Raw genomic sequence first — 13,000 nt, forward strand, 5'->3', positions numbered from 1 at the left:
TATTTAAGTAAAAAAATCTCTCTCTTAATACAAGAAACCGAATAACCAGAGAGGTATTTGGTTGCCTCGGCCTATTTCTGCCTTATGCAGTACATAAGTAACTCCCGGATTATTCTTTATCTTTGTTCCTTCCGGACAAATCTTGAAAGGCATCACCTCATCTACCATGAACGAGATGTTCTTGTCGCCCTTGTTCACCTTGTGGTCCTTCCACATTGTGTTGGCAAAGAAAGTGTTCAGTACGTCTTGCTCTTCCACCTTGACGGGATAGATGGAATACATCAGATTTGAATTGTGCATCATTATCTTCGACGGCTTCTTGGGGAATTCTTCTCCCTTCGGATAGACCATATTGATGAGTCGTGCGTCTGCCAGATACTTGATGTAATTCATTACTGTGGCGCGGGAGGTCTGTATGTCGTTTGCCAGTTGGCTGACATTCGGCGCTTTCGGCCCGTCCACGGCCAACAAATATAGTAATTTCTTTATCTTCGAAAGGTATTTCAGCTCAATTTGTTTGATGAGCAGGATATCCACTTCCACCATCATGTTCATCGTCTTGAGCAGATTCTCCGAAAAGTTACGCTTTTCAAGGAAGAAAGGGTAGAAGCCGTGGTGCATATAGTCTTGTATGTAGTCCAATGGACGTACTTTGGAGAGGATGCCTTTGGCTATCTGTTCGTGGTTGCTCAGGATTTCTTCCAACGGATAGGCATGGAACTTCATGCCCGTCTGCAGGTTCAGGTATTCGCGGAAGGAGAAGCCGCGCAGGTTGTAGCTCTTCACGATGTCGCGCAACTCCATATTCTCCTCTTTCAGACGCATCACGGACGAGCCGGTGAACACGATTTTCAGGTTGGGGAAGCGGTCGTAGCACATACGCAGTTCCTTGCTCCATTCCGGGTACTTGAATACTTGGTCTATCAACAGCACTTTTCCTCCGCGGCGCTGGAATTCGGCGGCGAACTCCACGATGCCATGTCCGGAGAAGTAGAAGTTGTTCATGTTGATGAAGAGGCAGGAGCGGTCTGTGCCGAATTTCTCTTTGGCATATTGCAGCAAGAAAGTAGTCTTACCTACGCCTCTTGTGCCTTTGATACCGATAAGACGGTCATTCCAGTCTATTTCGTCCATTAGGTCGCGGCGTACGGGGGCATTGGTATGCTCTACGAGATAAGCGTGTGTACGGTAAAATGCTTCCATGCTTTAAATTCGGTTTATCGGGCGACAAATATACGGCTTTTTTATAGATTTGCAAAGTAGAGATGGCAAAATATTATATAACTTTGCACTCTCATACAAAACGTGAGTAATTGGTTAACATTTGAAAGATGAAACTTTATGTGTTCAATCCTGATGCAGATATGGCATTGGGAAATAATGAAGAAAATTATATGGCGCCCGCTACCATCCGCCGTATGGCTGAAGACTTGGCTTTGTTGCCGATTTGGTATGCCCAGCCGGGTAGTGGGGTACTGGCCTCTTCCGCCTATAATGCAGATTATCTGAAACAGATGCAACAGTTGTTCCGGCTGGATGTGCATTTGGTGACAGAGCCGGAGCTGCCCGATTATGCTGATGTGCGGGTAATGCCTTGGGGATGGAACCCCGCTATCCGTAAACGGATGTTGAAAGGCGGTGTTCTGGAAAAAAATCTTCCTACGCCGGATGCTTTGGATAAATATCGTATGAAGGCTGCCCGTAGTAACGCTTTGGCTTTTCGCGCACTTTTCTATTTCAATAAAATAGATTATACTTGTGGTGACGGTTGTTGCTTGGTGGAGGCTGATGGTAGAATGACGGATATCTCTCCGGATATTGTTGATCGTTACAAGGAGGGATGTGTGTTCAAATCACTTTGGTCGGGAAGTGGAAAGGGATTGTGTTGGTGCCGTCATGGCTTTACGAAAAATGTTTCCGATTGGTGTAGTAGGGCGCTGAAAGAAAATAGAGGTTTTGTGATGGAGCCTATATTTGATAAGGTGGAAGACTTTGCCATGGAATTTTATTCGGATGGTCGGGGAAAGCTTCTTTTTGTCGGCTATTCCCGTTTTGTTACGGATGACAAAGGGGCATATCGTGGTAATATCCTTACTTCGGATGAGCAAGTGGAGGAATGGATTCAGCAATATGTACCCTTTGAAGCATTTGTACGCATACGCAATATGATGCAGAAAGCATTGGAAACGAGTTATGCTACATCTTATATGGGTTTCTTGGGTGTGGACATGATGGTCTGCCGTCAGAAGGAAGGGCATCCGTATGCCATCAACCCCCATGTCGAAATAAATCTACGGATGAATATGGGAATCGTTTCCCATGTGCTTAGTGATCATTTCATTGTCCCCGGTGGGGAGGGACGTTTCTCCATTGATTGTTTTCCGACCCATGAAGCTTTGATGGAGCGGCATGAGCAGGATATGCAAAGCTATCCGCTGGTGGTGAAGGACGGCAGGGTTGTTTCCGGCTATCTGCCTCTGGTACCGGTCACTCCGAAGAGCCGTTACCGGGCTTTTGTCTGTGTCACTGCTGCTGAATAGCTTCGCTTTCGTTTCCGCAACGGTCTATGGCTGTCACGGCAAAATATTTTCGGGCAGTCCACGGGCGGATGGGGGCATAGGTATATTCCGTGCCTTGTACTCGTTGTGCCAGGATATTCTCCGGATTGGAGGTATCTACGGGATAGGTGTCCGAACCGTAGATTACATACATCGGAGCATTCCGCTTGTCATTGTCCGTGGCGGGTTGCCAGCTTAGTTTCCAATAGCCGTTTTCCGGTGTTTCCACCGTGAGTCCGGAGGGAGGTGTAGGAGCTACATTGTCTATCCACGGCATGGCGGGTTGCAGGGCCGGGGCGGTATAGAAGTCTTCTTCCAGCGCATCATAAAGCCCTTGCGTATTGTCCATCAGATACTTCACGCGGTAGTGTGCCTCGCCCGCCAGACCGTGGGCGCGGATAAAGTGCATCTGCCGTTCAATCTCGTCCAGCGTCCAGTTCCCTTCGCTGGGGTCGAGGAAGTAGATGCCCAGACCGGGAATGATTTGGCGTCCGTTACTTTGTTCCTGCCAGTCGAGGGCAAAGGGATAGAAATGATTGCCACGGAAATAGAGCATCGGATAAATCTGGTCCTGGATGCCCTCGCCCAGCCAACCCTGCACGTCTTGATAGACGGTGTGGAAGGCATTCCAGCCACGGGAGGGGTAGCGGGAAGTGTCTTTGTATTTTCCTACCGGGCAGGTGCTGACCTTTACCCAGGGTTTCATGGCTTTTACACCTTTATATATATAGCGTACTATTTCCGTCAGGTTGTCTCTGCGCCATTGGGCAAGGCTGCGTCCTTTGCTGTATTTGCGGTAGTCGTAGCTGTCGGGAAAACGGGGGGCGTTTTCCGGATAGCGCAGGTAGTCGAAGTGTATCCCGTCTACATCGTAGCGTTCCACCACTTCGCGGACAAGGCTCATCAGGTACTCTTTGGTTTGCGGATGTCCGGGATTCAGGAAGTATTCGCGTTTGTAGGGTACGCAGATGGCGCGTTTCTTTTTGGTGACGGACTCTTTACCGAGGGCGGCTACATGCTTGCGGTTGCCCAGAGGGATGGTCACCATCCAGGCATGGCACTCCATACCGCGCTTGTGGCATTCGGCTATGGCAAAAGCCAGCGGATCGTAGCCGGGGTCGCCGCCCACCTTTCCGGTCAGTATGGAGTTGTAGGGCTCGATGGCTGATTTGTAGAGGACATCTCCCCGTGTACGGGTCTGGAACAGTACTGTGTTGAAATTGGCGGCTTTCAGTCTGTCCAATATTTCAATCAGTTCGGCCTGTTGCTTGCGGATGCCTTCGGGCGAAGTGGTGCGTGTCTGCGGCCAGTCCAGGCCATAGACGGCAGTTATCCAGGCGGCACGCACTTCATGCTTGGGCGGTTGCGCAGCCAGTGGCAGCAAGACGGCCATATATAGTAAAATGGAAATAATTCGTTTCATTTTTCTCTTTTCTTCTTTATTTCTGTCATATTTCTCGGCGAAGATAAGCAAAACACCCGATTATTTTGTGCTGTTTACTTGGAAACTGTTACATTTGCATACATTAAAGATATTAACACGCCATGATTACATTTACGCTTTGCCTGCTGGCGTTGATAGCCGGCTATTTTATCTACGGACGCTTCATAGAACGCGTCTTTGGTCCCGATGACCGCAAAACACCCGCCCTTACCAAAGCCGATGGTGTGGATTACATTCCACTGCCTACTTGGAAAATCTTTATGATACAGTTTCTCAATATTGCCGGGTTGGGACCTATCTTCGGTGCCATCATGGGAGCCAAGTTCGGTACGGCATCCTATCTGTGGATTGTACTTGGCAGTATCTTTGCCGGTGCAGTGCACGACTATCTTGCCGGTATGCTCTCCTTGCGGCATGACGGGGAAAGCCTGCCGGAAATCATCGGACGCTATCTGGGGCTGACCACCAAGCAGGTGATGCGCGGCTTTACCGTCATCCTGATGATATTGGTGGGAGCTGTCTTTGTGGCAGGGCCGGCCGGACTGCTTGCCAAGTTGACCCCCGACAGCTTGGATACCACCTTCTGGATTATTGTTGTTTTCGCTTATTATATCTTTGCCACTTTGCTGCCGGTAGATAAGATTATCGGTAAGATATACCCGCTGTTCGCCGTTGCCCTGCTGTTCATGGCGGTCGGTATTCTGGTAATGCTTTACGTCAACCATCCTGCATTGCCGGAGATATGGGACGGATTGCAGAACACGCATCCCGATGCGGTTGCATTGCCCATCTTCCCCATCATGTTCGTCAGTATTGCCTGCGGTGCCATCAGTGGCTTCCATGCCACGCAGAGTCCGCTGATGGCACGTTGCATGACAAGCGAGCGCCACGGACGCCCCGTTTTCTATGGGGCAATGATAACCGAAGGCATTGTAGCTCTGATATGGGCTGCCGCCGCCACTTATTTCTTCCATGAGAACGGGATGGGGGAGACGAATGCCTCTATCATTGTAGACGCCATTACAAAAGACTGGCTGGGTGCCGTAGGTGGCGTATTGGCCATTCTGGGTGTTATTGCCGCGCCTATTACCAGTGGCGACACGGCTTTCCGTTCAGCGCGCCTCATTGTGGCAGATTTCTTGGGAATGGAACAAAAATCCATGCGTCGCCGTTTATATATATGCATCCCGATGTTCCTGGTAGCCATTAGCTTGTTGCTTTACAGCCTGCGGGACAAGGATGGATTTGATATGATTTGGCGTTATTTTGCCTGGGCCAATCAGACTCTGTCCGTCTTTACGTTGTGGGCCATTACGGTCTATCTGGTACGCGAGAAGAAAGGACGTTATTATTACGTCACCTATTTCCCGGCATTATTCATGACGGCTGTGTGTACCACTTACATCTGCATTGCTCCCGAAGGTTTCGGGCTCGGTCCGAATTATGCGCTGGGCATAGCCTTGATAGCTGTTGTGCTGGCTGCTATTTGGTTTAATATTTGGTATTTTAAGACGACTAAAAAACTTTGGTAATGAAGAAAATCAAGAAATCTACCGGGCTCACGTTGGCCCTGCTTATTTACGTTTCTGCTACTGCCGCTTATTTCCTTCCCCGCAATACGGAAATCAGCGATACTGAGAAGTATGTCACCGTAGCTGCTTCGTACCTCATTGTATTTGTGCTGTGGCTGGTGCTTCGCAAGAAGGAGGCGCTGCAACGCAAGCGATTCGAAGAAGACAATAAACAACATTGATTATTTACTCAAAAAACAGAACAAGATGAAAAAACTGGCATTATTCGTTTGCTTGCTTGTTGTCACAGTGGCAGCTCAGGCACAGTTTGAAAAAGGTAAGTGGATTTTGAACCCGTCCATCACCGGTTTGGAATTTTCTCATGACACGGGAACCGACAAGACAAGTTTTGGCCTTGAAGCCAAGGGAGGTGCTTTTCTACTCGACAACATCGCCTTGCTGGTGCATGCCGGAGCTGCTTGGAATACCGGAGGATCTGACCTCGATGTCTATACGCTGGGTGTAGGCGGACGTTATTATTTCGACAAGATTGGCGTGTATCTGGGTGCCGATGTCAATGTGGACCGTTGGGATTGGGGACACGATTTGGATGATACCAAGTTCTCTTTCGGTCTGGAAGCCGGTTATGCGTTCTTCCTGACGCGTACGGTAACCATTGAGCCTGCTGCTTATTGGAACATTAACGACGACCGTTCTAAATTTGGTCTGAAAGTAGGTTTCGGATTCTATTTCTAATCTCATTTTGCTACTACCACAGAGTTTGTTTTTGCAAAACATCTGTCATGCTATCACGCGGAGGGGTATATTCTATTGATTACAAATACCTTACCGCGTGATAGATAGGCGTGATAGATAAGAATCGTTACACTTATCTGTCACGCCCATTTCGTTTCCATTTCAATTGTACTGCATACTTCTTTCATTGGCGCTATTATCTTAGTTATCAGTTCTTTCCTACTGCAAAGTTCTGCACGCTTTTTGCAGTGTCACTGCATGAGGCTTGCAGTAGCTCTGCAATACGGTTGCAGTCGTACTGCAATGGGCGTGCAGCAGCACTGCAAAAGGAATGCAGTGACTTTGCAGTGGCGATGCAGTGTCTTTTAGCCGTAATCTTTTCTATTCTCATACCGTTATTACATGTATTCCTAATATAGTCTTATGAGATTAGGGGTTCTATTTTTGATTATGATTGCGAAAATGAGTATATTTGATGCTATGGACTTGAAATACAAAATGCTATGAACAGAGTTTGTTTTCTCCTATTGCTTTGTTGCCTTTCATCCTGCAAGATGAATAAGACGGAACGCGTAGAAATGCCTGAAGATTCTGTAGATACGGTAGGGTTAGACCGACGGTTGCAGGAAAAATCAGTGAGCGATAGCCTCAAGATAGGGCTCGTGGATGACGGTGACTGCTTGCAAAAACAATTGCTTGCCATTCACGACGAACTGAGAAAGCGGTTGGAAAACACAACCTACACACACATCCGGAGGAATGTGACTGGATATGGGGTGGGGATGCATTGCATAGATATAGATTTGATTGTGAATACTCCTGAAAAACGGAAAGAGTTCCGGGAGGAGATAATGGACTCCCCCGTTTTCTGTTTTCATGGTGTAGAAGTCCCCGTCATCAACGAGAGAGTAGGCAGGAATCATATTCGTGGCATCCATATCCGTCCCGAATATCCGGTCTTTTCAACGAAAGCGACTCAGGCGACATTTATCCTCAGCAATCACAGCGGCGGAGATTTGACCTGCGGCGAGCATTACTACCTGACGTTCGAAGACGAAAAAGGTACCTGGCGGGAATTGCCGATAAACGCTGCCTTTTGGGACATCGCCTATGTGCTGCGGGATGGGGAGGAAAGGGTTATGAAAGCCTCCCTTTATCCGGATGTGCATCCCTACAAGCCGGGACGCTACCGTTACTTTTATGAGATAACCATCAGGAGGAAACCTGTCTTGATGATGGCTGAGTTCAGACTGACGGACAATGAGGAAGAATGGAGAACGGCGGAAAAGACATCTCTTCCCCCTTATGTTTCGGATGCAGGGAAGGGCGGGAGCCCACAATTGATAACGGAAGAGCCAATGGAAGAACCGGTCTATAAAGTAGTGGAAGTGATGCCCGAGTTTCCGGGAGGTATGAAAGCCTTAATGGATTTTATTCAAAAGAATATCCGTTATCCGGAAGAAGCCCGTAAGAATGGCATTCAAGGAAGAGTTGCTGTCAGCGTGGTGATTGACGAGAATGGTCGTGTGACGGACCCCGTTATTATGCGCAGCAGGTATCCTGCCCTGGATGAGGAAGCATTACGGATTGTAGAATTGATGCCACAATGGAAACCGGGGATGCAGCAGGGTAAAGCCGTGAAGGTGGAATTTACTTTTCCGGTTACTTTTAAATTGGAGTAGTAGCACCCGGTAAGATTAAGCACAAAGACACGGAGGCATAGAGTTTTATTCTTTTTCCTTGAATTTAATATCTCTGTGTCTCCGTGCCTCTGTGTTCTATTTAAGGAAGCGAGGGGTGTAATTTCTCTTGCAAGAATTGTCCCGTATAACTTGCCGCACACTTCGCCACTTCCTCCGGTGTACCGGTAGCTACGATGTTTCCTCCTTTGTCCCCTCCTTCGGGCCCCAGGTCTATCACATGGTCCGCACACTTCACCACATCCAGATTATGTTCGATGATGACAATGCTGTGCCCGCGGCGTATTAGGGCATCGAAGGCTTCGAGCAGTTTCTTGATGTCATGGAAGTGTAGTCCGGTGGTCGGTTCATCGAAGATGAACATGGTCGGGTCTGCTTTCTCCTGGCTGAGGTAGAAGGCGAGTTTCACGCGCTGGTTCTCTCCACCGGAGAGGGTGGAGGAGGCTTGCCCCAGTTTGATATATCCCAAACCTACATCCTGCAAGGGTTGCAGCTTCTTCACAATCTTTTTCTGTCCGTGTTGCGTAAAGAATTCGATGGTTTGGTTTACGGTCATCTCCAATACGTCGTAGATATTCATGTCGTGGAACTTCACTTCCAGCGTGTCCGCCTTGAAGCGTTTGCCGTGGCAGGATTCGCATTCCAGTACAAGGTCTGCCATGAATTGCATCTCCACCGTGATGGTGCCTTCACCCTTGCATTCCTCGCAACGGCCGCCTTCGCTGTTGAAGCTGAAGTATCCGGCACTGTATCCCATCTGCTTGGCAAGCGGTTGGTCCGCCCATAGTTTACGGATTTCATCGTAGGCCTTGATGTAGGTCACGGGGTTACTTCTCGATGACTTCCCGATAGGATTCTGGTCAACAAACTCTACATTGCGCAGGTTCTGCAAGTCTCCTCCAATGGAAGTGAACTCGCCTGGACGTTCGTTGCATTCATCCAACTCTCGTTTCAGGGCGCGGTAGAAGATGTCGCGTACCAGCGTACTCTTGCCCGAACCGCTGACACCGGTGACTACGGTCATTACATTCAGCGGGAACCGTGCCTCTACACCCTTCAGGTTGTTTTCGCGCGCGCCTTTTATTTCTATGTAGTTGTTCCACGGGCGGCGGTGTTCCGGCAGGGGGATGGTTTCTTCGCCCAGCAGATAGCGCACGGTATAGCTGTCACTGTCTTTCTGAAGGTCTTTCATATCTCCTTGGTAGACGACCTTCCCTCCCAGGCGGCCTGCCCGGGGACCGATGTCGATGATATAGTCGGCAGCACGGATAATCTCTTCATCGTGTTCCACTACCACTACCGTATTGCCCAACTGTTGCAGCTGGCGGAGCACGTGTATCAGTTTGTCCGTATCGCGGCTATGCAGGCCGATGCTCGGTTCGTCAAGAATATACAGGCTGCCCACCAGACTACTTCCCAGCGAGGTGGCGAGGTTGATTCGCTGGCTTTCACCGCCGGAGAGCGAGTTGCTGAGGCGGTTCAGCGTGAGGTATCCCAAACCGACATCCAATAGGAATTGGATGCGGCTGTTGATTTCTGTCAGGATGCGGCGGGCTATGTCGGCGTCATGTGGGTCTAGCTGCAGGTTGTCGAAGAAGAGCTTCAACTCAGTGATGGGCAAATCTACCAGTTCGGAGATGTTGCGTCCTCCCACGCGTACGTAGTTTGCTTCGGGCTTCAGGCGGGTGCCGTGGCATTTGGGGCAGAGCGTCTTTCCGCGGTAGCGTGCCAGCATCACACGGTATTGTATCTTGTACTGATTTTCCTGCACCATCTTGAAGAAGGCGTTGATGCCCTCAAAGTAGGGTGTCCCTTCCCACAGCATCCGGCGTTGCTCGTCGGTCAGTTCATAATAGGGAGTGAAGATGGGGAAGCCGGCTTTCTCGGCTCCGTGTATCACCATATCCCTCCATTCGCCCATCTTTTCGCCCCGCCAGCATACAACGGCTCCATCATAGACGGACAAGGAGCGGTCGGGTATCACGAGATGCTCGTCGATGCCGATGACTTTCCCGAATCCCTCGCATACGGGGCATGCACCGATGGGAGAGTTGAAGGAGAACATCTGGTCGTTCGGTTCTTCGAAGGTGATGCCGTCTGCCTCGAACTTGGTGCTGAAACGATAGAGGCAGGTACTCCCGTCGGGCTGGTAGAAACGCAGCAGGCAGGCACCGTCTCCTTCATACATGGCTGTTTCGGCCGAGTCGGTGAGGCGGCTGACGGAATCCTTTTCTGAAGAGGCTGTCATACGGTCAATCAACAGAAAAACTGTGTCTCCGGCTTTCGGCTTGTATTCGTCGATGCGCATCATTTCACCGTTCACTTCCAGACGGGTGAAACCTTGCTTCATGTCTATCTCCAGTTGTTGTTGCAGCGTGCGGTCTTCGCGCAGCAATATCGGGGCGAGCACGGTATACTTGGTTCCTTCCGGATATTCCAGCATGCACTTCACGATATCTTCTGCCGAGTGTTTCTTCACTTCTTGTCCGCTGACCGGGCTGAAGGTCTTACCGACACGTGCGTAGAGCAACCGCAGATATTCGTATATTTCAGTGGAGGTACCCACGGTGGACCGTGGGTTACGGCTGCTTACTTTCTGCTCAATGGCAATGGCAGGTGGAATCCCTTTGATGAAATCGCATTCAGGCTTGCTCATACGTCCCAAAAACTGGCGGGCATAACTGCTCAAGCTCTCCACGTAGCGGCGCTGCCCCTCGGCATATAATGTATCGAAAGCAAGTGAGGATTTTCCGGAACCGGACAGTCCGGTGATGACTACGAGTTTGTTACGGGGAATCTCTACGTCAATGTTCTTGAGGTTATTGACACGGGCTCCCTTTATGATAATCGATGTATTTTCTGCCATATAAAAGTCACTTATGTGATTTAGGATTTGCAAAGATAATGCAAACCGGGGTAGAATAAAACGAACCTGCTGGAAAAATCGTATCAGATAGGCAAGGTTAAGATTTGTTATACTTTAGGATGACTGCTAATTTACATTAAATAAAAGCACTAAATTCGCATCCGACTCCTTTTAATGTCCGAACATGGTAAAGCGTAATATAAAATGGCTTCTTGTTGTGCTGGTGTTAGGTTTATGCCCCTCAATCCTGCATGCCGAAGACCCTTATGGAGAGATGAAAGCTCTGGCAGATAGTGCGCAGAAAGTGTTGGGACAAGACCGATTGCCTTCCATCAATGCCCGGTGGATGAAATTTGCCCGCGAACTGAACGATACGGTACAGATTAGCGATGCCCACAACAACCTGATTTCTCATTATTATCAGTTGGGGGACATTGACCACCTGAAAGCCGCAACCTATGAATATATGGACTGGTGCCGGAAATACCAACGGACACGAGACCGGTATATGGCGTGGCGGCAGTACATTCAGCGCATGACAGAGAAAGGTATGCAGGAGGAGGCGATGGCTGAAACCGTCAGGCTCCATCAGGATGCCGAGCAAGCCCGGGACAAATACGGATTGGCATGTGGCGAAATGTGCATCGGGTATAACCATCGGGTCTTTGGAAACAACGTAAAACTGTGTATAGAGAATTACAACAATGCACTGAAACTTTTCGAGGAAGGCAGCTATTATCGTGACGCATACGTGGTGTTGCTTAATATTATCCAGACTTATCTTTCACGCAGTGAGTATGCAGAAGCCGGCGAGTATCTGAGTAAATTGTCGCAACTGGAGGACAAACTGGACCGTAAACAAGTCAGCATAGACCCTTCCCTGCACCTGCGTTTCTGTGAATTCAGGGTTATAGGCTTATTGGCCAATGAAGGTAGAAAGGCTACTGAGCCTTATATTGAGGAGACCGACCGCTTCTACCGTCAACATCCGGAGAGCTCGACGCCCGAAGCATGGTTTGGCTATAAGATAATGTGTTGCCGTATCCTCGGTGATTTGAAAGGTAACATTGCTTACGTGGATTCACTCATGGATTATCAGCATTCACTGGGGCTTTGCTATCCTTATAACCATTATATGAAAGGAGAACTGCAGGAACAGTTGGGCGATTATCGTGCGGCTTGCCGCAGTTATGCCAGATATGCCGCCGTGAGTGACTCCGTGCGTACGGCAGAAATGGATGACAAGCTAAGCAAATATACGGCACAGTTTGAGGTGGACCGGTTGAAGATGGAGAAGCTGGAGCTGAGTGCCAGATTGAACAAGGAACGACTGATGATAGCCTTGGCCGTTGGCGGACTGGTATTGTTGCTTTTGCTGCTCATTACTTATCTGTATATCCGCACCCTCTCCATGAACCGCAAGTTGGAAGCTGCACGCAGGGCGGTGGAAAAAATGAGCCAGGTCAAAAGTTCCTTTATACAGCATATCACCCATGAAATCCGTACTCCGTTGAATTCCATCGTCGGCTTTTCTACCTTGCTGGCTCAAGAGAAACTGGATGATGTGGAGAAACGCGAGTATGTTGAACAAGTGGAGGGCAACAATACATATCTGTTGAGTCTGATGGAGAACATACTCAATATTGCGGATATGGATTCGCGAGTGTGGGAGATGCCGCGGGAGGAGATAGAAGTGGATGCGTGTTGCAAGGAATGTATTGAGGGCTTCCGTCCGGAACTGAAGCCGGGAGTTGAACTGGAATATGTGCCTGCTTCCGGCATTATGGCCTTTTATGCAGCCCGGCAATGGCTGAAAATGGTGCTGGTGTCTTTGTTGGATAATGCGGTGAAGTTTACGGAAGAAGGTCATATACGCGTTTCCTGCGAGGAAGATAAGTCCCGACATGTATTGCGCTTCGTGATAGAGGATACCGGTATAGGCATCAGGCCGGACGAATCGGACCGTATTTTCGAACGTTTTTATAAAGTGGACACGTTTACCAAAGGGTCCGGATTGGGGCTTGCCATAGCCAATGAGATAATGGAGTTGGTGGGAGGCCGGATTTATCTGGATGACACCTATTGCGGAGGATGCCGCTTTATTGTGGAATGGCCGATGAAGGACAAACCTTAATTATAAACTATTTTAAGTGTTAAAAAGCTGT

At 49.0% G+C, this 13,000-nt stretch carries 10 protein-coding genes; 6 read left to right on the forward strand and 4 right to left on the reverse strand.

The annotated features are described in order from the left end of the window. Positions 1-24 precede the first annotated feature (24 nt). Positions 25-1,203 (reverse strand): ATP-binding protein, encoded by a 1,179-nt coding sequence (locus DW800_RS14005; RefSeq protein WP_119958148.1) that lies wholly within the window; start codon positions 1,201-1,203, stop codon positions 25-27. 128 nt (positions 1,204-1,331) lie between these two features. Here DW800_RS14005 and DW800_RS14010 point away from each other — a divergent pair, with 128 nt between their 5' ends. Further along, positions 1,332-2,540, forward strand: a complete 1,209-nt coding sequence (locus tag DW800_RS14010) for a hypothetical protein (RefSeq protein ID WP_044467947.1) — start codon at positions 1,332-1,334, stop codon at positions 2,538-2,540. Here the strand turns inward: DW800_RS14010 and DW800_RS14015 are convergent. Then, positions 2,524-3,981: a glycoside hydrolase family 10 protein gene (locus tag DW800_RS14015; protein ID WP_151252734.1), complete on the reverse strand. Its 1,458-nt coding sequence runs from the start codon at positions 3,979-3,981 to the stop codon at positions 2,524-2,526. The genes DW800_RS14010 and DW800_RS14015 overlap by 17 nt on opposite strands. Before the next feature lie 122 nt (positions 3,982-4,103). Here DW800_RS14015 and DW800_RS14020 point away from each other — a divergent pair, with 122 nt between their 5' ends. The 3 genes from DW800_RS14020 to DW800_RS14030 are packed head-to-tail and all read left to right on the forward strand — an operon-like array spanning position 4,104 to position 6,269. Next, complete coding sequence (locus DW800_RS14020; protein ID WP_008663941.1) at positions 4,104-5,534, forward strand: carbon starvation protein A; 1,431 nt, start codon at positions 4,104-4,106, stop codon at positions 5,532-5,534. Then, on the forward strand, positions 5,534-5,755 hold the full coding sequence (locus tag DW800_RS14025; RefSeq protein ID WP_005826297.1) for a hypothetical protein: 222 nt from the start codon (positions 5,534-5,536) through the stop codon (positions 5,753-5,755). The genes DW800_RS14020 and DW800_RS14025 overlap by 1 nt, the downstream gene beginning before the upstream one ends. A 25-nt stretch (positions 5,756-5,780) precedes the next feature. Next, on the forward strand, positions 5,781-6,269 hold the full coding sequence (locus tag DW800_RS14030; protein ID WP_044467944.1) for an outer membrane beta-barrel protein: 489 nt from the start codon (positions 5,781-5,783) through the stop codon (positions 6,267-6,269). Between the two features lie 208 nt (positions 6,270-6,477). Here the strand turns inward: DW800_RS14030 and DW800_RS19675 are convergent, their stop codons facing one another. Continuing rightward, positions 6,478-6,660: a hypothetical protein gene (locus DW800_RS19675; protein WP_044467943.1), complete on the reverse strand. Its 183-nt coding sequence runs from the start codon at positions 6,658-6,660 to the stop codon at positions 6,478-6,480. A gap of 112 nt (positions 6,661-6,772) precedes the next feature. Here DW800_RS19675 and DW800_RS14035 point away from each other — a divergent pair, with 112 nt between their 5' ends. Continuing rightward, on the forward strand, positions 6,773-7,951 hold the full coding sequence (locus DW800_RS14035; RefSeq protein ID WP_119958149.1) for an energy transducer TonB: 1,179 nt from the start codon (positions 6,773-6,775) through the stop codon (positions 7,949-7,951). A 100-nt stretch (positions 7,952-8,051) separates the two neighbouring features. Here the strand turns inward: DW800_RS14035 and uvrA are convergent, their stop codons facing one another. Next, entirely contained in the window at positions 8,052-10,835 is a 2,784-nt protein-coding gene (gene uvrA, locus DW800_RS14040; protein ID WP_119958150.1) for an excinuclease ABC subunit UvrA, read from the reverse strand. 184 nt (positions 10,836-11,019) lie between these two features. Here uvrA and DW800_RS14045 point away from each other — a divergent pair, with 184 nt between their 5' ends. Continuing rightward, a complete protein-coding gene (locus tag DW800_RS14045) occupies positions 11,020-12,969 on the forward strand; it encodes a sensor histidine kinase (RefSeq protein WP_119958151.1) in 1,950 nt (649 codons plus the stop codon). Positions 12,970-13,000 lie beyond the last annotated feature (31 nt).

This window comes from Bacteroides sp. AM32-11AC (genome assembly GCF_003603515.1).
In the GTDB taxonomy this organism is placed as follows: Bacteria; Bacteroidota; Bacteroidia; order Bacteroidales; family Bacteroidaceae; genus Bacteroides; species Bacteroides uniformis.